The organism is Roseovarius lutimaris (assembly GCF_900115165.1).
In the GTDB taxonomy this organism is placed as follows: domain Bacteria; phylum Pseudomonadota; class Alphaproteobacteria; order Rhodobacterales; family Rhodobacteraceae; genus Roseovarius; species Roseovarius lutimaris.
The window spans coordinates 99658-120713 of the sequence record NZ_FOVP01000007.1 but is presented as its reverse complement, the minus strand read 5'-3'; the positions used below and the strand labels follow the sequence as shown (position 1 = coordinate 120713).

Here is a 21056-nt window from a genome sequence, read left to right as displayed (position 1 = left end):
CGAGATCGCGCGTTTATTGTGTCAGATTGTTTGCCGTCGCACCGGCACCAAGCACGGTGCCAAAGAGGCCAAGAATGGTCTGGACCCTTGTGATCGGCGATTCGGTTGCCAGCACTGTATCGTTGGGATTGATATTGAACTGGCGTGCGGCAAAAAGACCATCGGCATTGGTCAGATCAAGCGTGAAAATGACTTGCTGCATGTCCGGAGTCTTTTCACTCAGGCTAACGTCGCCGGGCTTGTATTCGCGCAGGACCAGCAACCCCTTCGGGTTTGCGCGCGCCGCACTTAGCCCGCCCGCGACCGAGACCGCCTCCATCGCCGACATGGTTTCTTTCTCGAAATTGACGAGTCTCTGGCTACCTGCCGCCCCGAGAACGTTGAAGCTTCGGTCATCCTCGATCACGACGATCTGATCACCGCCGCGCACGAGCGTGTTGCGCGCGGGGTCGGACAAAAGCGCTTCGGCGCGGGTTTCATAGCTCTTGCCGTTACGTTGCAGCACCACAAGCGGGTGGCGCAGGCTTGGGCTGATACCGCCGGCCTGGGCAAGAACACTCAGGATTCGGGTGTTGCGGGTCTTGAGCGGGATCGTTCCAGGTGCGCCAACACCGCCGACCATATCGACCGAGTTGTTGCCGCCCTGGTCGATCGCCACCTGAACCTGTGCCGTGGGCGCGATATCTTCAAGGCGTTTTTGTAGTTTAGTGCGGGCCGCCCCAGCGGTCAGACCACGCACGCCAACTTCGCCAACATAGGGCATGAAGATCGTACCGCTCGACGAAACGGTCATGGTAGGCACCACTGTCGATTTGGATTGCTCCGAGGCCAGCAGAGAGTTTTCCTGGTTGTCCCAGACAATGATATCAAGCCTGTCACCGCTTTGGATCAGCGAAGAATCAGGACCGCGCGAGGCTCCCAGCCAATGGTATTTGCCTTTCCAGCCGGTGGCCGGCCAAGCGGACAAATCCGGCATGGCATTGCGTGTGACTTTCACCACTTGAAACGTAGGATTTTCAGCATCTTGCTCGGCCAGAACCTCGGATTGCAATGCCGCCCCACGCGGCACGCCACAGCCTGCGAGAACCAATACAAGAGCAAGACCAAGATGTGCTTTTGAAATCCGCCGCAAAGCCTGTCCCCCTCAATATATGGTGCTTTGATAAACTTCCTAACCCACGGGCGCCGTGCTACACAATCAAAAATTCAACTTTGAGGCAGAGCCCCCCCGTTCATGGCCAAAACATCGCACAACGTCACCTGTCTTGTCACTGGCAGCAATGGCAAACTCGGTTTGCTTTTACGGCGGGCATGGCGCAAGTGCCCGGGGCCTGCACCGCTGTGCATGGCACGTCGGGCGCCGACAGATATCCTGTGGTCACCGGGCGATCCTTTGCCGCCCCTGCCTGGTATGGACACAGTGATTGCACTTTGGGGCTGTACCTCTGGCGATGCGGCCGACCTGGCAACAAATGTCGATCTCGTGCCCTATACGGTGGCCCTGGCCGAGGCCTGCGGCGCAAGAAACATCCTGCATTTTTCCTCTGCGGCGATCTATGGGCCGGGCACAGAGCTTGACGAAACAAGCCCCCCGACCCCGGCAAACGCCTATGGCGCGTCCAAACTTACCATGGAAGAAACGATCCGTGCCCTGCCACGAAACGGCATCCGCCACTGTGTCCTGCGTCTTGCAAATGTCGTCGGCGCCGATAGCCTTGCCCCTGCCCTTGCTCCGCAAGAGGCCCCGATAACACTTGACCGGTTTGCCGATGGGCATGGCCCGTTGCGCAGCTATATCGCGCCGGGCGATCTTGCTCGCGTGCTACTGGCGCTTGCCGCGCTGCCCGGCGAAGCGCTGCCGGAGGTGGTAAATGTGACAGCCCCCGTTCCGGTCCGAATGGAGGATCTGGCCCGTGCAGCAGGACGTCCGGTCGTCTGGCGCGATGCGCCGGATTCTGCCCATCAATGCGTCACCATGGACGGGAAAAGACTTGAACACTTGTTCCCACAGATGAAACTTCTTAGAAACGCCCAAGAATTAATCGCCGACTGGCGCAACCTGGAATTTGTTTCATGACCCCGGCCAAGCGTTTAATGGATGTTCTACTGGCACTTATTCTTGCGGTTATACTGTCTCCCTTGATCGTGGCGGTCGCTGTCGCGATCCTGGTCATCGACGGGCGCCCGATCTTTTACCTCTCGGAACGGATGAAGACCCCAGACACATCGTTTTGCCTGTGGAAATTCCGCACCATGCGCAATACCGGCGATGATGGCGGAGTGTCGGCGGGATACAAACGCAACCGCATCACGCCGCTTGGGGCCTGGCTGCGACGCCAGCGTCTGGACGAATTGCCGCAGTTGATCAACATCCTGCGCGGAGACATGAGCTTTGTTGGCCCACGCCCCCCCCTGCGCCGCTATGTCGAGCTGCGCCCGGAGCTTTATGCCAAGGTGCTGCGCAACAGGCCCGGCGTCACCGGGCTTGCCACATTGATTTACCACCGCACCGAAGAACGGCTTTTGCGGGCCTGCGACACGCGCGAAGCGACCGAAGACACCTATGTGCGGCGCTGTATCCCGGTCAAGGCCCGGCTTGATCTGATCTGGGCGCGCCATAGCAACACCTGTTACGATCTGCGCCTGATTTGGCGCACCTTGATTCGGGCCTTTACCCAGTTGAAACGACACAGTTAATCTTCAACGACACCAGACTTAGGGGGCAGCGACTTTTCGCAGGCGCAGAAAATGTGCCTTGTTTCGGGTATGCGTACTACGCTATGTTGGTGCGCGTTTAGGGCGCATTGCCCAACGTGACATTGGAGCTATAAAGACCCTGGTTTTCGGGATGATGCGTTTTTGAGCGCGCGAGAAAGGCTTTCACTTGGCCATGTTCTACAACTTTGTGAATTCACTGCGCTCATCGCATAAACATGCAATCTTCCTTGCCATGGATCTTGTCCTCGCGGTGATTGCCTATGGCGCGGCCTCGGCAATGTTCCTTGGCAGCAATTGGATGAATGCTCTGAGCGTCGACAGCCTGATCGACATTGCCGCCATCCTTGCCGTTGTTGCTGCGCTAAGTGTGAAGTTTGGCCTTAACAAGGTAAAGTTGAACGCCTACGAGATGCAGGGAATGGTGGATTCGGCTTTCATCGCCGTCGCGATTGTCGGCATCAGCGTGATCAACTCTTTGCTGTTGCCCGGTCAATCCACGCATCCGACCATATTTTTAATCACCGGGATGATCTTTTTGATCTTGTCGGTGCTGTTGCGTCTGGTGATGCGTGTCGCCTTGTTGCGTATTTATCGAAGCGGAAACCGGCGCTTGCGCGTGCTGATCTATGGCGCGGGTCAGACAGGTCAACAGCTTGCCAACGCCCTTGCCACCGACAAAACTGTGATGCCGGTTGCCTTTGTCGACGACGAACCGCGCCTCCAGGCGCTGACCATTGCCGGTCTAAAGGTGTACAACCCCTCGGGGATCCGCAAACTTGTCGACCGGTATGACGTGCAGCGGATCGTGCTTGCGATGCCAAGCGCGCCTCGGAATGTGCGCACTCAGCTGATCCGTGAACTGACGGATACCGGGTGCGAGGTGCATGCCCTGCCGTCCTTTGCCGATCTGATTTCCAACAATGCGAGCACGCTTTATGAAAGCCGTCCGGTCGACCTTGGCGATCTGCTGGGCCGCGACGGTCTGGAAGATCAGCTTCCCGGCGTCAGCGATACCTACGCCGGGCGCAATATTCTTGTCACCGGCGCCGGCGGGTCCATCGGATCAGAGCTTTGCCGCCAGATCGGCGGCTGTCGTCCGGCCAATTTGATTCTGCTGGATCATGGCGAACATGCGCTGTTTCAAATTGCGCGCGAATTGCATGGCCTGGTCCCTGACATCAAGGTCACGCCGATCCTTGGTTCGGTGACCGACAAGGCGTTGGTCAATGTGCTGATGCAGTCCAAGAAGGTCGATATCGTCCTGCACGCAGCGGCCTACAAGCACGTTCCGCTGGTCGAGGAAAACGCCATTGAGGGCATGCGCAACAATGTGATCGGCACACGGGTCGTAGCCAACGCCGCCCGCGATGCCGGAGTTGAGCGGTTCATCCTGGTTTCGACCGACAAGGCCGTACGCCCAACCAGCGTTATGGGCGCCTCGAAACGCTTTGCCGAAATGATCGTTCAGGATCTCGCCACCCGCGCCAGCACCACGCGCTTTTCGATGGTGCGCTTTGGCAATGTCATGGGCTCGTCCGGCTCGGTCATTCCGCTCTTCGCTGAACAGATCGCCAAGGGGGGGCCTGTCACTCTGACCCATGCGGATGTCACGCGCTATTTCATGACTATCCCAGAGGCTGCCAGGCTTGTTCTTTTGGCCGGCTCCTTTGCGCGCGGTGGTGATGTCTTCGTGCTGGATATGGGCGAACCGATTGCGGTGCGCGACATGGCGCGCAAGATGATCGAAGGCAGCGGGCTGAGCGTGCGCGACGCCGCCAATCCCGACGGCGATATCGAGATTGCAATCACCGGCCTACGCCCCGGAGAAAAGCTGCATGAGGAGCTCTTGATCGGCAGCGATATGCTGACCACGCCGCATTCCAAGATTTTGCGCGCGCAAGAGGGGCACCTGTCGGAAATTGAGCTTGCCAAAGCCTTGAAATCACTGTCAGAGGCCATTGAAACCCGCGATGTCGCCCTGCTCAGATCCGTTCTGTCGCGCTGGATTGAACAGACCGATCCCGTGGACGAGGCCAGCGTTAACGAATAACGCCGCCTTAACCTGGGTACAATGCCGCGAATTTCTGTTCCAGATAGGCGAGCAACGGTTCTGCATCCGGCTCTGTTCCACAGGCGCGGGTGATCACTTCGCGCGGCTCATATAACCCGCCATGGCGTTGCACCTTGTCGCGCAACCACGCTGTTGGCGCGCTCAGGTCGCCCTTGGCCAAATCCATCTCCAATCCCGGCAAGTCGGCCTGCATCGCCTTATTCAGACAGCCGGCATAGACATTGCCAAGGCTATAGGTCGGGAAATAGCCGAATAGGCCCACCGACCAATGCACATCCTGCAAGCACCCGTTTGACGCACGATCCACAGGATAGCCGAAATCGACCTCAAAGCGGTCGTTCCAGGCGGCCTCAAGATCACCCGCCTGCAAATCGCCGCTGATCAGGGCGCGCTCAAGGTCATAGCGCAGCATGATATGCAGGTTATATTGCACCTCGTCGGATTCCGTGCGGATATAGCCGCGATGCACCCGGTTCACGATCCGGTAGAAGGCATCGCCATCCGCCACCCCGATATCGCCAAAGACCGACTGCATCCGCTTGAAAAGCCACCCGCAAAAGGCGGCGCTGCGGCCAAGCTGATTTTCATAAATCCGGCTCTGGCTTTCATGCACCCCCATCGACACTCCCTGCCCCAGCGGGCTCAGGGCATAGGCCGGGTCAATCGCCTGTTCATAGCAGGCGTGGCCAACCTCGTGGATGGTCGAATAGATGCAATTGAACGGGTCAACCGTACTGGTGCGTGTGGTGATGCGCACGTCATCGCCCGACCCAGAGCTGAACGGATGTACCGCCTTGTCAAGCCGCCCGCGTGTCCCGTCATAGCCAAAGACCTGCGCAAGGTCGCGCGCAAGGCGCATTTGCGCGCTCTCGTCATACTGCCCTGCGAGCGCGGGGGCTTCGGCCCCGGCAAGGGCCTGCGCGCGCAAATCCACCAGACGGGGGCGCAGGACGGCAAACATCTCGTCCAGCAGCGCCGAGGTCATGCCCGGTTCGTAATCCTCAAGCAAGGCGTCATAAAGATCGCCACCCTCTGCCAGGGCCGCCGCCTCCTGACGCTTGAGCGCAATCACCTCGGCCAGAACCGGGGCAAAACGCGTGACATCGTCATTGGCGCGCGCCTCGGCCCATTCGCCCTGCGCCCGGCTTGTCAGGCGCGCCAAGGCCACCGCCAGATCGCCCGGCACCCGGCACAGCCGGTCGTAATCGCGCCGGATATGGCGCAGCTGCGCGCGCGCCACATCATCCGCCGCCTCTGCCTTTGCGAGCCACTCACCGCGCCGCAGATCGGTGCGCCGGGCATGAATCACCGCCTGCATCGCACCGCTTTCCTCGGCTCGCTGGTGGGCCGCGCCGCGTGGCATCATGGTCTCCTGATCCCACCCCAGACGCCCTGCCACCTGTGACAGGGCCTGCGTTTCGCGCTCATGCGCCATCAGATCGTCATAGGTAGACATCTCAGGTCCTCCGAATAGATTGCGCCAGCGGGTACTGACTCAGGAAACGCGCGCGCAGGATCAGGACCCAGAGGATGACCGCCAGAAACTGATGCGCGATCGCAAGCTGCCAGGGCGCGATATAAAGCACCGTCACAATGCCAAGCACGACCTGCGCCAGAAGAGCCCCAAAAGCGACCGAAAAGGCGCGCGCGGTGGCCTCATTGGCGCTGCGCCGCCCCCTGAGCCAGACGAAGATCGCGAAGGCCAGAAGCAGATACCCGCTCAGCCGGTGAATGAATTGCACCGTGCCGGGGTTCTCGAAAAAGTTCCGCCAGGCGGGCTCTATCCCCATCATATCGGGCGGCAGAATGCCCCCCGCCATCAGGGGCCAGTCGGTAAAGCTGCGCCCCGCATCAATGCCCGCGACAAGCGCACCAAGAATGATCTGAAGGAACGCGAAATGCATCCAGCCGGTCGAGAGCGCGAAAAGTCTGGCCTCGCCGCCGCGCCGCGCCTGCATCAAATCGCGCTCTTCGCGCCCCAGAAGAAAGACAAACCACGCAATCACCCCCAGAATGACAAAGGCCAGCCCAAGATGCGTCGCCAGACGGTAAGAGGCCACCGCGATCATCTCACTCTCAAGCCCCGAGGCCACCATCCACCAGCCAATCGCCCCCTGTGCACCGCCAAGCGCGCCCAGCACAAGCAATCGCCCGCTCCAGCCCACCGGAATTTGACGCGCCAGCAGGAAGCCGAAAAACCCAATCGCCCAGACCAGACCGATAAAGCGACCAAGCTGGCGATGGCCCCATTCCCACCAATAGATCGCCTTGAACTCTGCAAGGCTCATGCCCTTGTTGAGCAGTTCATATTGCGGAATGGTCTTGTATTTTTCGAATTCCTCAGCCCAGACCGCCTCGGTCATCGGCGGCAACGCCCCGGTCACGGGCTTCCACTCGGTGATGCTTAGCCCGCTGTCGGTCAGACGCGTGAGACCACCGACGGCGATCATCAGCACGACCAGCGTAAACAGCACCATCAGCCAGGCCCGGATGCCACGGCGCGCGCCACGTTTACCGGCATCAATCATGCCGCCGCGCGGTGCCTCGGGCGCGGGTTTCTCCGCGCTGTCGACCTCTTCGAAAATGCTGCGTTTTCCGCTCATCGTGAACCTCATTCTATATGGCCGAAATCCTAGTGCGCGACATGCCCGCCTTCAAGCGCGCTCAACCGTCGCGCTGCTTCCAGCGGACCATCTGCCGCAGCACGCCGTGCAGCATCTGCACATCCGCACCGGTCAGCGCCATCCGGCTCCACATATTGCGCAGATTGAGCTTCATGCTCTCGGCCTTGTGCTCGGGAAAGAAAAACCCGGCCTCGTCAAGACGCGCCTCATAGTGATCGCCCAGCTTTTCGATTTCGATCTGCTCGGCCCAGTTTGCCTTGGCCATATCGACCCGCTCGGGGATGATCTCACTGGCGGCGCGCTGCCATTCATAGCCGGTCAAAAGCACGCATTGCGCAAGGTTCAGGCTGGCAAATTCGGGATTGACCGGCACGTTGATGATCGCATTGGCGCGCGCAATGTCATCATTCTCAAGACCGGCGCGCTCGGGGCCGAACAGCACCGCCACCTTTTCACCCGCCGCGATCCGCTCGGCGGCGATCTGCATGGCGCGCTCGGGGCTCACCACCGGCTTGGTCAACCCGCGCGCACGCGCGGTAGTGGCAAAGACATAATGGCAATCGGCCACGGCTTCGCCCGTGCTCTCGACAAGCTGTGCCTCGTCAAGCAACCGCCCCGCCCCGCTGGCCATGGCCACCGACTTCGGATTGGGCCACCCATCACGCGGCGCAACAATCCGCATCCGGTCAAGGCCGAAATTCCACATCGCGCGCGCCGCCGCGCCAATGTTTTCGCCCATCTGCGGGCGCACAAGCACAAAGGCGGGCTGCGGTTTGTCTGTGGGCATTGCGGGTCTCTCTCTGGCTTTGCGATCCATGCGGGTCGCGGCGTCTTAGGCTAGCGGGGCCCGGCTGAAAAGACCTCATGCTTTCATCTTTCCCCAAATACTCGCGCCGCAGGCCTCGCGACGCCAGCAAAAAGGCGCGAGGCCTGATCGGTCCCGCGCCCTCTTTTTCCTGTCCTGGCTCTGTGGCCTATTCCGCGGCCTTCGCCGGGCCAGACCCGTCGCGTCCACCGTCCTGCTCGCCATTTTCAGGCGGCTCGCTCGGCTGATCACTCGGGGCATCGGCCTTGGGCGGCTTTTTCACGCGCGGCTTGCGCGGGCGCTTGGGCGGGACCGGTGCGGTCTGGCTTTCGGGGGTTTCGACAAGACCGCTTTCGCCGACACCGGTGTTCTCGATCACATCGGGCTGCGCGGCAGAGGCGGGATCACTGGCGCTTGCGTCATTGCCGGTATGTTGCGCCCGGGGCTGATCGCGATCCCCGGTGCCATGGCTTTGACGCTCGCCCGTGTTCTGACCGGCGTTCTGGCCACGCTCGCCTTGCGGGCGCTCACGGTCCCGCTCGGCCTGACGCTCACGATTCTGGCGTTCCTGTTCTTCGCGGCGTGCCTCCTGCTCTTTCTGGGCCTCACCCAAAAGCCGCAGGTAATGCTCGGCATGCTGCTGAAAGTTCTCGGTCGCAACCCGGTCACCCGACAATTGGGCATCGCGCGCGAGCTGGTTGTACTTATCAATGATTTGCTGTGGTGTGCCGCGCACCTTGCCTTCGGGGCCGGAGCTGTCGAAGGTCCGGTTGACGACATTGCCCGTGCTGGGGCGATTGCGGTTCGGCTTATTGCGCGAACGTGACTTAGATGATCTCATGTTGATGCTGTCCAGCCTTATGCTCAAATGTTCACTCGACCCGACTGGCGCCCCTTGCGCCGAAAATTAAATCGGATCGGACATGTTTTGGCTTGGCGTCAAGCGGGACCGCCCAAAAGGCATCCTCCGTCTCGACTGCCCCATGACTAACCATGCAGCGGCGGTTCATACAAGCCAAAAACTGAAATTTCTCGCCATTTATGCGAATTATCGCTGCTTTGCGCCGGTTCAGAGCGGCCAGATCGCGCCTACCACCCGATCACGACCGTCCAGATCAGGCAATATTTCCACCTCATCGAATCCCGCATCGGACAGAAATCGCGCCACCTCTGCGCCCTGGGTCGGGCCGATTTCCAACAGGATTCGCCCGCCGGGGCGCAGGTATTGCCCGGCTTTCACGACGATCGCGCGGTAGGCCGCAAGCCCGTCGCCCTCATCGGTCAACGCCATGCGCGGGTCATGCGCGCGTACCTCCCGCGCGAGGCCGGGCATCTCGTGCAGCGCGATATAGGGCGGGTTAGACACGATAAGGTCAAACGGGCCCGTGATGGCCGCAAACCAATCCGAAATCACGAACTCCGCCCGCGCCTGCACGCCAAGGGCCCCGGCATTCTGTCGCGCCACGTTCAGTGCGGCCTCGGACAGGTCGGTGCCCAGACCGCTCGCCTGCGCCTGCTCGGCCAGAAGGCTGAGCAGGATACAGCCCGAGCCTGTGCCGAGATCAAGAACCCGCCCGAACGGCTGCGCCAAAGCGACCTCGACCAGAGTTTCGGTATCGGGGCGCGGGTCAAGCACCTCCTCGCTCACGGCAAAGCGGTACTTCCAGAAGTCGCGATAGCCGAGGATTTTCGATACCGGCCGTCCCGCCGCGCGCTGATCAATCAGCGCCAGATAGGCGGTGATCATCTCCGGCGTGAAATCCGCGACATCAAGGCGGGTCAACTGGCCCCGCTCAAGCCCGGCGGCATGGGCCAATAAAAGGCGCGCATCGCGCATCGGATCATCCACATCGCCAAGCCGGTCACGCCCAAGCGCAAGCGCCCATGCCAGGGCCTGCCCCGGCGATGCCGCGTCCTGCGGGGCTGTCACGCGCCCATCTCGGCCAGCATGCTGGCCTGCGCATCGGCGGTCAGGGCATCAATTACCTCGTCGAGATCGCCGTTCATGACCTGATCAAGCTTGTAGAGCGTGAGGTTGATGCGATGATCGGTCATCCGCCCCTGTGGAAAATTATAGGTGCGGATACGTTCGGAGCGATCGCCCGAGCCGACCTGCGACGCACGGCTGGCCGAGCGTTCGCTATCGACGCGCTGACGCTCCATGTCAAACAGCCGCGATTTCAGAACCTGCATCGCAATCTCGCGGTTGCGGTGCTGGGATTTCTCGGAGCTGGTCACCACAAGGCCGGTCGGCAGGTGGGTGATCCGCACGGCGGAATCGGTGGTGTTGACGTGCTGACCGCCGGCGCCAGAGCTTCGCATCGTGTCGATCCGAAGGTCGCCCGCATCGATCCTGACATCGACATCCTCGGCCTCGGGCAGAACCGCCACCGTGGCCGCAGAGGTATGAATGCGCCCGCCGCTTTCGGTTTCGGGCACGCGCTGCACGCGATGCACGCCGGATTCGAACTTGAGCCGGGCAAAGACATTCTCGCCCTTGATATGCACCACCAACTCGCGGATGCCGCCAATCTCGTTTTGCTGTTCTTCCAGAATGTCGAATTTCCAGCCCCGCGCCTCGGCATAGCGCTGATACATCCGCATCAGGTCAGCGGCAAAAAGCGCCGCCTCATCGCCCCCGGTGCCGGGGCGGATTTCAAGGATCGCCGGGCGCGCGTCTGCGGCGTCTTTCGGCAAAAGCGCCAGTTGCAGCGCCGCCTCGAATTCGGGCTGGCGCGCCTCCAGCGCCTCAAGTTCTTCGCGGGCCAGATCGCGCATCTCTGGATCGTCGAGCATCGCCCTGGCGCTGTCGATATCCTCGAGCACCTGGCGATAGGCGCGGATTTCCTCAACCACGGGGCGCAGTTCTGCATATTCGCGGCCAAGGCGCGCGATATCGCCGCCGCCCTGCGCCATCTGCGCCTCGATATACTCGAAACGCTGCGTGATCTGTTCTAATCTGTCCAAGGGCACCATGATGCGAGGCTCTGTCCTATCCTTTGGCTTTGGTCAAGGGGCAAGCCTGTGCTATGATTGGAATCATGCGACTTATACTGCCCCTTCTTCTGGCGGCTTCGCCGGTCTTTGCCGATGCCACGATCGGCGGCAAAACCGTGGAATGCTATTGCACGGATCGCAACGGTGCGCGGCTGGAAATGGGCGAAATGACCTGTCTGAATGTTGATGGCAAGATGTTCATGGCGCAATGCCAGATGTCATTAAACGTGCCGATGTGGCGCAAGATCAGCGATGGTTGCTTGTCATCCGCCCTGCCGCAATCGCATCAGCCAGCCGTCGATACGGGTGGCGTTGACGCCCAGATCTGATTTTCCGAAGCGCAGGCGTCCGTAAATCTCAAGCTGATCCCCGGCCCGGCGCAGGGTGGTGTAATCGGGAAAACCGAAAACCGCCGAACGTGTCACATAGGTGATCATGCCGCTATCAGGCGTGCCCGCAAGAACATGCGTGCGCGGCGTGGTGCGGATGATGGCGTCAAGCCGCTCAAAAGCGCCATCGGCTGACGGGATCACGCGTATGGCCCCGCCCGGCAGGGTCTGTTCCGTGACCTCGTCAGGCATGACGTGCCAACGCTCGACGTCACCTGGCGCAAGCCGAATATAGCCCATGCCTGCGACAATCAACAAAATGACCCCGCCCAAAACCAGCTTCATACCCGTGTTCCCACTCCTGACAGGGCGCTCGTCCGGCCTGACGGCCAGTCTCGCGAGGCGCGCACGCAAGAGCGCGACGAGCCCGCCCCCTAACCTGCGCGGCTTCCGTCCACGGTTTCCGCCAGAGCCTCGGCGCGCGCGGCAATCTCGGCCAGGGTATCGGTCACCTCTTGCGGCACCACCGGCACCTCGATGCGCTGTGCCTCTGGTGTCGGCGCGTCGCGCAATTGGCCAAGCTCGGCGTCTTTCTCGGCAAGCTTGTCCTGCGTCTCGCGTAGCTTGTCCTGAAGCCCGGCGGTCTTGTCGGCCAGCATCAGGCCCGCCATCAACAGCATCCGCGGCTCGGGGATACGCCCGATCTGCGCCGCCAGAACCGAGGCTTCTTCATCCAGCATCTTGGCGGCGGATTGCAGGTAATGCTCTTCGCCCGCCTGACAGGCCACTTCGAATGTGCGGCCTCCGATTTCGATCTGCACTTCGGGCATCAGGCTTCCTCCGTCTTGCTGTTCGGGGTTTCGGGGTCCGCAGCGGCGCCAATCACCTGGCCAAGCTCTGCAAGCACCGCCTCGACCTCATCGCGATCCGCCGCGCGGGTGGCGCGCAGGCCCTCAAGCTCGGCGAGCATGGATTTGTTGATCAGATGCGGCTCGGCGACGCCGGATTGATTGGCCTCGCGCAGCGCCTGATTGTTGTCGCGCAGCTGCTGATTGGCCTTGCGCAGCGATTGCAGGTCACTGTCGAGCTTGCGCATCGCCTGTGCCTGTTCGCCACGGCCCTGCTCATTTGCGGCCTCTTGCGCCGCTAGCTTGTCGTGCAGCGTTCTGACCCGCTCTTCGAGCTGCGCATTGGCCAGCTTTTCGTCCTCAAGCTGTTGCTTGAGGGTCGCAAGCTCGTCGCCTGCGGTCTCTGCTCCGTTGTCCTGCCGGGCCTCAAGCCCCTGCGCTATGCGGTCGAGCGCTGCGGTGATCCGCGCCTCAAGCTCATTTATCTGGCTCATCGCCTTAACCCCTCACTTGTCTTTGCCCATATCCTTGCCCATGCCCCATCGAATCGCACATCAGGCGGGTTTTATGCAAGTCTAACGAACCGCAACACGAAATGCGCCCCCTTTACCGCCAATCACCGGGTAATCACTGGGCATTGTGCCGGGCGATGCTTGATCTTTGGGGCCGGGCTGTTATGCAGCCCACATCTGTTGCCACTTCAAAGGATGCCATCCCGTGGATATCGCCACCCTGCGCTCTGCCAATCCCGACCACTGGAAAAAAGCCACTGCCATTCGCGCCCTGACGCTGGATGCCGTGGCTGCCGCCAATTCCGGCCATTCCGGCATGCCCATGGGCATGGCCGATGTGGCGACGGTGCTTTTTGAGAACCACCTCAAGTTTGATGCCGCCAATCCCGACTGGCCCGATCGCGACCGCTTTATCCTGTCGGCGGGGCATGGCTCGATGTTGCTCTATTCGCTGCTGCATCTCACCGGCTATGCGGACATGACCCTTGAGCAGATCAAGAACTTTCGCCAATGGGGCGCGATTACCGCAGGTCACCCGGAATACGGCCACGCCAAGGGGATCGAGACCACCACCGGCCCGCTCGGTCAGGGGATTGCCAACTCGGTCGGCTTTGCCATGGCCGAGGAAATGCTGCGCGCGCGCTTCGGGCGCAAGCTTGTCGATCACTATACCTATGTGATCGCTGGCGACGGCTGTCTTATGGAAGGCATCAGCCAGGAGGCCATCGGCCTTGCCGGGCGCCACGCGCTTGGCCGGTTGATCGTGCTTTGGGACAACAACAACATCACCATCGACGGCAAGGTTGACCTTGCCGATCGCACCGATCAGGTGAAACGCTTCCGCGCCAGCGGCTGGCAGGTGCTTGAAATCGACGGCCACGACCCGGTGGCGATTGACGGCGCCCTCACCGAGGCGAAGAAGAGCAAACGCCCGACGATGATCGCCTGCAAGACCCATATCGCCCTTGGTCACGCGGCACAGGACACATCAAAGGGCCATGGTGCTCTGACCAATCACGAACAGCTTATCGCGGCAAAAGAGGCCTATGGCTGGCCCTATGGCCCGTTCGAGGTGCCCGCAGATGTGAAATCGGCATGGGAAGCAATCGGCAAACGCGGCGCATCGGAACAGGCCGCCTGGGCCGAACGTCTGGCAGCGGTGTCAGCCCCGCGTCAGGCCGAATTCACCCGTATCTTTGAGCGTGAAGCGCCTGCCAAACTCTCGGCGCGGATCAAGGCGATCAAGAAACAGATCAGCGAAGAAGGCCCCAAGGTAGCCACGCGCCAATCCTCGGAAATGGTGCTTGAGGTGGTCAACCCGGTGATGCAGGAAACGGTTGGCGGCTCGGCCGATCTGTCGGGGTCGAACAACACCCGCTCGGGCGATATGACGGTGTTTGACGTGGACAACCGCAAGGGGCGCTATGTCCACTGGGGCATCCGCGAGCATGGCATGGCGGCGGCGATGAACGGTATGGTCCTGCATGGCGGCATCCGCCCCTATGGCGGCACCTTCATGTGTTTTACCGATTACGCCCGCCCGGCGATGCGCCTTGCCGCGCTGATGAAGATTCCGACGGTGTTTGTCATGACCCATGACAGCATTGGCCTTGGCGAAGACGGGCCTACACACCAGCCGGTCGAGCATCTGGCGATCAGCCGCGCGACGCCCAACACCTGGGTGTTCCGCCCCTGTGACACGGTCGAGACCGCCGAAGCCTGGGAACTTGCGTTGACCTCGAAACAGACGCCCTCGGTGATGTCGCTGACCCGTCAGGGCCTGCCGACGCTGCGCCGCGAGCACAAGACCAAGAACCTGACCGCGCAGGGCGCCTATGTTCTGGCCGATGCGATCGGCAAGCGCCAGGCGATCCTGCTGGCAACCGGCTCTGAGGTGGAAATCGCCATGGCGGCCCGCGATCTGCTTCAGGCCGACGGGATTGGCACGCGGGTTGTGTCGATGCCCTGCTGGGAGCTGTTCGAGGATCAGGACGAGGCCTATCGCAAGCGCGTTCTGCCCGGTGGCCCGGTGCGGGTCGCGGTCGAGGCGGCCGTTCGCTTTGGCTGGGATCGCTGGCTTTACGGCGAGCGTGGCCGTCGCGACAAGGGCGGCTTTATCGGCATGCATGATTTCGGCGCCTCGGCCCCTGCCCCGACGCTGTTCAAGGAATTCGGCATTACCGCCGAGGACGTGGCCGCAAAGGTCAAATCCCTGCTCTGAGCGTTTGCCCGATTGAAAGACCAAAGCCCCCGGATGTCATTGCGTCCGGGGGCTTTTTTCATGATCGCGCCGCTATCCGATCTGATCCAACAGCCATCTGGCGCGCTCGATCTGGGCGTCGAGGGTGGCGCATTTTTGCACAAAACGCTCTTTCTTCGAGGGCTTGCTTGCCTCTGCGAGGTCGGCCATCACCTCTTCGCGCTTTTTGGTGAGTTTCTGGATCACCCGCGTCACATGATCAGGGTCGATCTTTTGCGCCTTGCCACTTTCAAGGCGCTCAAAATACGCATCCAGTTTCTCGATGCTGTTCTTAAGTTTCATTGCGTGATCCTTGCCTCATGCGCGCGGGCCTGGCGGGGGCATGGGGCCTTCCACTGCCATGTCCTGCACCTCGTCCTCGTCCAGTGTCAGAATACGCTCGACCTCGGCCATCGCGTCTTCGGTGTCGATGTAATAGGCGCGGGCGGCATCAAGAAGATCGCGCATCGCACTATAGGCATAGCTTGAATCGTTGAGAAATGAGGTCGCCATGCTGGCGCTCAGATGGCGCTCGCGGATCAGCCGGTCAACGGTCTGATTGGTGTTGCGGGCATCGGTTTCGACCTGAATGCGTTCCTGATCAAGCCAGAGGCTGGAGCGGTCCTCGGGGGCGGCCTCTTCAAGCTTGCGGATTTCGACAAGGATGCGGGCAATCTCGGTGCGCAACCCGTTGTAGAGATCGGTGATCCTGCCCTGCGGTTTTTGGGTGAAATGCGTGGCGTTGCGGCGCATGTGTTTGATTGATTTGACCGCATGCACGATTTGCCCGGCGACATCACGCATGAGATACACATCATCCATCGGTTTTGCCGGAATATCCTTGCTGCCAACGCGGGTCGCGAATTCGATGATCGCGGAATAGAGCGTTTTGACGCGTTGTTCATACAGCGCGTCGATATCGAAATCGACCGGCGCGCGGCTTGCCCTGACGGTGGCGGCGATATCGCTTGTTTCAAACAGATCGCTGCGGTGCAGGTTCAGGCCGTGCACGATAAGCTCGACCGCGTTTTCATAAAGGTGATGCACCTCGCGGCGCATGGCGATCTGAATGGTCTGGGGAAACTCGTCCACCGCCTCCGAGAGGTACTTGGGGCGGCTCAGGTCTTCGGCGGGCTGAACGATCACACGCTCCAGAAATGCCACCAGCCGGTGAATGAAGGGCAGCATAAGAACGACACCCAAGGCGTTGAAAATAGTATGAAACACCGCCAGCTTCAGGGCGAAATCAGTGGCCGGAATGCCGACGGAATTGCTGATGACATCCACCGCCAGGCGGATCTGAGCGATAAAGACAAGCGCCACCGCCGCCGTCAAGACGTTGAATATCAGATGCGCCAGGGCAAGGCGTTTGCCCTGAAAATTCGAGGTAAGCGCGCCGATGATCGCGGTGACCGTGGTGCCGATATTGGCCCCGATCGCCAGCGCCAGTGCGTTTTCATAGCTGATTTGCCCGGCCGCAAGCGCCGTGATGATCAGCACCATCGTGGCATGGCTCGATTGCATCACCACCGTCGCCGCCGCCCCGGTGAGCGTGTAAACCACAAGCCCCAAAACCCCGGTCATCGCCAGGCGGGTCAGGTCAAACTGATCCTTGAAGGCCTCGAAACCCTCTTTCATGTGGTGAATGCCGAGAAACAAAAACCCAAGCCCGGCAAGCACATAGCCCACGCCGCGCAGGTATTTCGAGTGCTGAAACACCAGCACGATACTGATGGCCAGCATGGGCAAGGCGTAGGCCGAAATATTGACCTTGAGGCCAAACCCCGCCACCAGCCACGCCCCGGTGGTGGTGCCGATATTGGCGCCAAAGATGATCCCCACCCCGGCCAGAAGCGGAATAAGCCCCGCCGACAGAAACGAAATGGTGATCACCGACACAAGCGAACTTGATTGCATGATCGTGGTGGCGATCGCCCCAAACCCAAGCGCGCGGCTGACGGATCGGGTTGCCGCCTCAAGAGCGCGCTCAAGATAGCCGCCGCTGAACAGCTTGAACCCATCCTCAAGCATCAGCATGCCAAACAGGAAAATGGCTACGCCGGCGGCAATTTCCTGAAAATCCGGGCTGATCCAGAAGCCAAAGACAAGCAACCCCAGAATGACCGGCAAAAGCAGTTTCTTCATCATGTTATGCGCGCCCTGTTCAGGCGATCATAGGACCATGCACGGGTGGCTTTGGCCTTGAGGTGGATCAACCGCGTGCGCCAACGCGGTGCCAGGATTGCCTTTGGCACCGCCAACCCTGGCCACACCGGGCGCATGCGCGGCGCAACGGTTAGCGCAATCATGGGGTCACAGCCTGGTTTTGCGGTAACGGTTATCGCTAACAACCTGAATTTCAAATGAAATCCCCTTTTTCGACCTTTCCGCCAATGGCCCTTGGGTCTATATCGCCCCCAACCGCATCCATAGGAGTCGCTCATGACCGTTACCGTAGGCATCAACGGCTTTGGCCGCATTGGCCGCGCCACCCTTGCCCATATCTCCGAAAGCCTGCGTGACGATATCAAGGTCGTCAAGGTCAATGCCACCGGCCCGCTTGAAACCGCAGCCCACCTGATGCGCTATGACTCGGTGCATGGCCGCTTTGCGCATCCGATCACCATCGACGGCAGCACCATGGATCTGGGCCGCGGCCCGATCGAGATGTTTTCGACCTATGACATGAACGAACTGGATTGGGATGGCGTCGATGTGGTGCTGGAATGCACCGGCAACTTCAACGACGGCCTCAAGGCCAACAAGCACCTTGAGCGTGGCGCAGGCAAGGTCTTGCTCTCGGCACCGGGCAAAAACGTTGACCGCACGGTGGTTTACGGCGTGAACCACGACCAGATTCAGGCCTCCGAGCGGATGATCTCAAACGGCTCCTGCACAACCAACTGTCTGGCCCCGCTGGCCAAGGTTCTGAACGATGCCATCGGGATCGAGAGCGGCATCATGACCACGATCCACGCCTATACCGGCGATCAGCCGACGCTGGATCGGCGCCACAAGGACCTCTACCGCGCGCGCGCCGCCGCGATGTCGATGATCCCGACCTCGACCGGGGCCGCCAAGGCCCTGGGTGAGGTTCTGCCGGAACTGGCGGGCAAGCTTGACGGCTCTGCGATCCGCGTGCCGACGCCGAATGTGTCGGCTGTTGACCTGACATTTGTGGCCAAGCGCGATGTCACGGTGGCCGATGTCAACGCCACCATGGCCGAGGCCGCCGCCGGTGCGATGCAGGGTGTGCTGGGCTATGACCCCGAACAAAAGGTCAGCATTGATTTCAACCATACCGAAGAAAGCTCGATCTTTGCGCCGGATCAGACCAAGGTTATCGGCAGCCGCCTTGTGCGGGTTCTGGCCTGGTATGACAACGAATGGGGATTCTCTTGCCGCATGGCCGATGTTGCGGTGGCCATGGGCCGTCTGCGGTAATCCGCCCACATCCATAGATTGCCTTCAAAACCCCGGTGCCCTGAGCGGCATCGGGGTTTTTTCATGCCCTATCGGCGGCGCGCTTCTGAGCCTGTTGCTCCGGCTTCCCGACAGCACCGCCACGCTGATCCCGCTGCAAGAACGCGCGTGACAGGCGCGCCCGGCTCTGGCATCAAGGCGCACCACGGCCCGAAGCAACGGAGATCGCCAGATCATGACCAACAAGATTGCCCTGATCCTTGGCGCGATAATCGTTGCCGCACTTATCGCGGATCAAGTGATCCATGATGGCCAGGGCGCCGTGTTTCTGGGGCGCAAGCTTGTGCTTTTGATCGAATACGTGGCGTTCTGGCGTTAGCGCATGTTCGGGAGGCTCTAAACGTATTTGGCACGCAGGGCGCTGTGCACGGCAGGCGTGACAAACTTTGACACATCGCCACCAAGCCGCGCGATCTCCTTGACCAGCTTCGAGGCAATCGCCTGATGCCCGGCATCGGCCATCAAGAACACCGTCTCAACCGAATCATCAAGCGCACGGTTCATTCCAACCATTTGAAATTCATACTCAAAATCGGCAACCGCCCGCAAGCCACGCACGATAAGCTGTGCCCCGACATCATGGGCGCAATCAATCAGCAGGTTCTCGAAGGGGTGCACGATGATCTCTGTGTCAGTCTGCTCGGAGAGCTTGGAACATTCGGCCTCGATCATCGCAACCCGCTCTTCGAGCTTGAAAAGCGGGCCCTTGTCGCGATTGATCGCAACGCCGATGACAAGGCGATCCACAAGAACCGACGCGCGTCGGATGATATCGGCATGGCCCAGGGTGATCGGGTCAAACGTGCCGGGATAGAGCGCAATGCGCATGGGCCACTCCGTTGTTTCTGTCGCGTCACGCAACAATATTGCGGCGCTGAATGCAAGGGCCTGGCGCGCGTTTCGACGTCAGTTATCCATTTTAACGAAACCGCCGTGGCGGGTCACCGGCCGCATCGCGCCCTAATGCCCCATGATCATGCCTTCGAGCGCGGTTTTTTCCATCGACAGCTCTTCCAGCCGCGCCTTGACCACATCGCCGATGGTGACGATCCCGACAAGCTTGCCATCCTCGACCACCGGCATGTGGCGAAAGCGGCCATCGGTCATCCGGGTCAGCACCACATCGGAGGTATCCTGACGGGCACAGCACACCGGGTTGCGGGTCATCATGTCGCTGACGCTTTCGGTCATGCACACCACGCCGCGCACCGCCAGAGAGCGCACGATATCGCGCTCCGACAGGATGCCTTCGACCTTTTCACCATCGCGCGACACCACAAGCCCGCCGATCCGACGTTCGGCCAGGATCTGTGCGGCCTCCGATACAAGGGTCTCCGGGGTGATGGTGATCACGCCCTCATCGCCCTTGGATTTCAGGATTTGCTGAACCAGCATGTCTCGACCCTCCGAAAGAAAATTACCTTATTCAAATGGTTAGCGATCAATAATTTTCTGTCAAGTCCGCGCTTCAAGTTGCGCCACCTCTTGGCGGATGCCCGCGACCAATGCGCTGGCAAATCGGTTTTGGCGTTCGAGGCGGCGATCATCGGCATGGCGCACCAGATAAAAGCTCCGCGTCAGGCTAAGTTTATCGGCCAGAATTTTTTGCACGCCCCGCGTCGAAGGCAGGGAAAAATCGTGCAAAACCCCAATTCCACCGCCCTGGCGCACCCAGTTGAGCTGAACCGCGACGGAATTCGAGGCAAGGTTCACCCGCTCAACCCCGGCTTGGCTCAGGTAATCCAGCTCCTTGTCGAAAATCATGTCCTGAATATAACCGATCATACGATGCCCCTCCAGATCCTGAAGGGTTTCGATCGGTGGGTGCCGGTTCAGATATTTGACCGAAGCCGCAAGATGCAGCCGGTAATCGGTGATTTTCTGCACGCTGAGGCGCCCGGCGGTGGGCGGGCTGACGGCGATCACCATATCGGCCTCGCGCCGCGTCAGGTTGAAGACACGCGGCAGGGCCACGATCTGAATTTCAAGGTCGAGGTTTTGTGACGCAATCGCGGCGCAGACCTGTGGCAACAGGAAATTCGCACAGCCATCGGGCGCACCGACCCGGATCTGGCCGGTCATGCCGCCCGCCTGCCCCGCCAGTTCTTCGGCCGCATCCTCCATCGCGGTTTCGGCGCGCATCGCATGGGCCATAAGACGTTGCCCTGCATCGCTCAGCGCATAGCCGTTGGGCGATTTGGCAAAAAGCGGTGCGCCAAGCGCATCTTCAAGCCGGGCAATCCGCCGCCCCACCGTGGCCGGATCGACCTTGAGCATGCGCCCCGCGCCCGACAGGCTTTCAGCGCGCGCGACGGCGAGAAAAATCTTGATATCGTCCCAATGCGGTTGCACGGCGCCCCTCCTTTGCAAAATTGCAGGCAGATTTTGGGATATTGCCTCTTTTCCAATTAAAATTGCAAGGCTACCTTG

At 60.6% G+C, this 21056-nt stretch carries 22 protein-coding genes; 7 read left to right on the top strand and 15 right to left on the bottom strand.

Annotated elements, in window-relative coordinates; translation table 11 throughout:
• Window positions 1-13: 13 nt before the first annotated feature.
• On the bottom strand, window positions 14-1132 hold the full coding sequence (locus BMZ91_RS07865) for a polysaccharide biosynthesis/export family protein (protein WP_245736257.1): 1119 nt from the start codon (window positions 1130-1132) through the stop codon (window positions 14-16).
• 102 nt (window positions 1133-1234) lie between these two features.
• Between BMZ91_RS07865 and BMZ91_RS07860 the strand changes: the two genes are divergently transcribed.
• The 3 genes from BMZ91_RS07860 to BMZ91_RS07850 all read left to right on the top strand — a co-directional run bounded on the left by BMZ91_RS07860 (window position 1235) and on the right by BMZ91_RS07850 (window position 4768).
• Complete coding sequence (locus BMZ91_RS07860) at window positions 1235-2077, top strand: NAD-dependent epimerase/dehydratase family protein (RefSeq protein ID WP_092836679.1); 843 nt, start codon at window positions 1235-1237, stop codon at window positions 2075-2077.
• A complete protein-coding gene (locus BMZ91_RS07855; RefSeq protein WP_092836676.1) occupies window positions 2074-2697 on the top strand; it encodes a sugar transferase in 624 nt (207 codons plus the stop codon). The genes BMZ91_RS07860 and BMZ91_RS07855 overlap by 4 nt, the downstream gene beginning before the upstream one ends.
• Window positions 2698-2890: 193 nt before the next feature.
• The gene (locus tag BMZ91_RS07850) at window positions 2891-4768 is read left to right on the top strand and encodes a polysaccharide biosynthesis protein (protein ID WP_092836671.1); all 1878 of its coding nucleotides are present in this window, start codon (window positions 2891-2893) and stop codon (window positions 4766-4768) included.
• 7 nt (window positions 4769-4775) lie between these two features.
• Here the strand turns inward: BMZ91_RS07850 and BMZ91_RS07845 are convergent, their stop codons facing one another.
• The 6 genes from BMZ91_RS07845 to prfA all read right to left on the bottom strand — a co-directional run bounded on the left by BMZ91_RS07845 (window position 4776) and on the right by prfA (window position 11194).
• Window positions 4776-6245 carry a carboxypeptidase M32 gene (locus BMZ91_RS07845; RefSeq protein ID WP_092836668.1) on the bottom strand — a complete coding sequence of 490 codons (1470 nt, stop codon included), beginning with the start codon at window positions 6243-6245 and terminating at the stop codon, window positions 4776-4778.
• 1 nt (window position 6246) lies between these two features.
• Window positions 6247-7392, bottom strand: a complete 1146-nt coding sequence (ctaA, locus tag BMZ91_RS07840; RefSeq protein ID WP_092836665.1) for a heme A synthase — start codon at window positions 7390-7392, stop codon at window positions 6247-6249.
• Between the two features lie 61 nt (window positions 7393-7453).
• Window positions 7454-8200 (bottom strand): RNA methyltransferase, encoded by a 747-nt coding sequence (locus tag BMZ91_RS07835; RefSeq protein WP_092836661.1) that lies wholly within the window; start codon window positions 8198-8200, stop codon window positions 7454-7456.
• 187 nt (window positions 8201-8387) lie between these two features.
• Complete coding sequence (locus BMZ91_RS07830; protein ID WP_092836658.1) at window positions 8388-9059, bottom strand: DUF4167 domain-containing protein; 672 nt, start codon at window positions 9057-9059, stop codon at window positions 8388-8390.
• A 228-nt stretch (window positions 9060-9287) separates the two neighbouring features.
• Window positions 9288-10148 carry a peptide chain release factor N(5)-glutamine methyltransferase gene (gene prmC / locus BMZ91_RS07825; protein ID WP_425441555.1) on the bottom strand — a complete coding sequence of 287 codons (861 nt, stop codon included), beginning with the start codon at window positions 10146-10148 and terminating at the stop codon, window positions 9288-9290.
• Window positions 10145-11194, bottom strand: a complete 1050-nt coding sequence (gene prfA / locus BMZ91_RS07820) for a peptide chain release factor 1 (protein WP_092836655.1) — start codon at window positions 11192-11194, stop codon at window positions 10145-10147. Before prfA ends, prmC begins: the two co-directional genes overlap by 4 nt.
• Before the next feature lie 65 nt (window positions 11195-11259).
• Between prfA and BMZ91_RS07815 the strand changes: the two genes are divergently transcribed.
• Complete coding sequence (locus BMZ91_RS07815) at window positions 11260-11544, top strand: hypothetical protein (protein WP_245736255.1); 285 nt, start codon at window positions 11260-11262, stop codon at window positions 11542-11544.
• Here BMZ91_RS07815 and BMZ91_RS07810 read toward each other — a convergent pair.
• The 3 genes from BMZ91_RS07810 to BMZ91_RS07800 form a co-directional block, all read right to left on the bottom strand.
• Window positions 11479-11889: a DUF1499 domain-containing protein gene (locus tag BMZ91_RS07810; RefSeq protein ID WP_092836652.1), complete on the bottom strand. Its 411-nt coding sequence runs from the start codon at window positions 11887-11889 to the stop codon at window positions 11479-11481. The two genes, BMZ91_RS07815 and BMZ91_RS07810, sit on opposite strands and share 66 nt — an antisense overlap.
• Window positions 11890-11978: 89 nt before the next feature.
• Entirely contained in the window at window positions 11979-12374 is a 396-nt protein-coding gene (locus BMZ91_RS07805; protein WP_092836649.1) for a cell division protein ZapA, read from the bottom strand.
• Entirely contained in the window at window positions 12374-12886 is a 513-nt protein-coding gene (locus tag BMZ91_RS07800; RefSeq protein ID WP_092836646.1) for a hypothetical protein, read from the bottom strand. The genes BMZ91_RS07805 and BMZ91_RS07800 overlap by 1 nt, the downstream gene beginning before the upstream one ends.
• Window positions 12887-13109: 223 nt before the next feature.
• On the opposite strand from BMZ91_RS07800, the gene tkt reads away from it, so the two are divergent.
• Window positions 13110-15125, top strand: coding sequence for a transketolase (gene tkt / locus BMZ91_RS07795; RefSeq protein ID WP_092836643.1), 2016 nt, complete (start codon window positions 13110-13112; stop codon window positions 15123-15125).
• Between the two features lie 72 nt (window positions 15126-15197).
• On the opposite strand, the gene BMZ91_RS07790 is transcribed toward tkt, so the two are convergent.
• The gene (locus tag BMZ91_RS07790) at window positions 15198-15446 is read right to left on the bottom strand and encodes a hypothetical protein (RefSeq protein ID WP_092836640.1); all 249 of its coding nucleotides are present in this window, start codon (window positions 15444-15446) and stop codon (window positions 15198-15200) included.
• Between the two features lie 15 nt (window positions 15447-15461).
• Window positions 15462-17291, bottom strand: coding sequence for a Na/Pi cotransporter family protein (locus BMZ91_RS07785; protein WP_245736253.1), 1830 nt, complete (start codon window positions 17289-17291; stop codon window positions 15462-15464).
• A 294-nt stretch (window positions 17292-17585) separates the two neighbouring features.
• Here BMZ91_RS07785 and gap point away from each other — a divergent pair, with 294 nt between their 5' ends.
• Window positions 17586-18587 (top strand): type I glyceraldehyde-3-phosphate dehydrogenase, encoded by a 1002-nt coding sequence (gene gap, locus BMZ91_RS07780; protein WP_092836637.1) that lies wholly within the window; start codon window positions 17586-17588, stop codon window positions 18585-18587.
• Between the two features lie 214 nt (window positions 18588-18801).
• Window positions 18802-18945: a hypothetical protein gene (locus BMZ91_RS21415; RefSeq protein ID WP_092836635.1), complete on the top strand. Its 144-nt coding sequence runs from the start codon at window positions 18802-18804 to the stop codon at window positions 18943-18945.
• A gap of 17 nt (window positions 18946-18962) precedes the next feature.
• On the opposite strand, the gene coaD is transcribed toward BMZ91_RS21415, so the two are convergent.
• From coaD to BMZ91_RS07760, 3 genes are all read right to left on the bottom strand, one after another.
• Window positions 18963-19454, bottom strand: coding sequence for a pantetheine-phosphate adenylyltransferase (coaD, locus tag BMZ91_RS07770; protein WP_092836632.1), 492 nt, complete (start codon window positions 19452-19454; stop codon window positions 18963-18965).
• Between the two features lie 132 nt (window positions 19455-19586).
• Window positions 19587-20021 (bottom strand): CBS domain-containing protein, encoded by a 435-nt coding sequence (locus BMZ91_RS07765; protein ID WP_092836629.1) that lies wholly within the window; start codon window positions 20019-20021, stop codon window positions 19587-19589.
• 60 nt (window positions 20022-20081) lie between these two features.
• Window positions 20082-20978 carry a LysR family transcriptional regulator gene (locus BMZ91_RS07760; RefSeq protein ID WP_092836626.1) on the bottom strand — a complete coding sequence of 299 codons (897 nt, stop codon included), beginning with the start codon at window positions 20976-20978 and terminating at the stop codon, window positions 20082-20084.
• Window positions 20979-21056 lie beyond the last annotated feature (78 nt).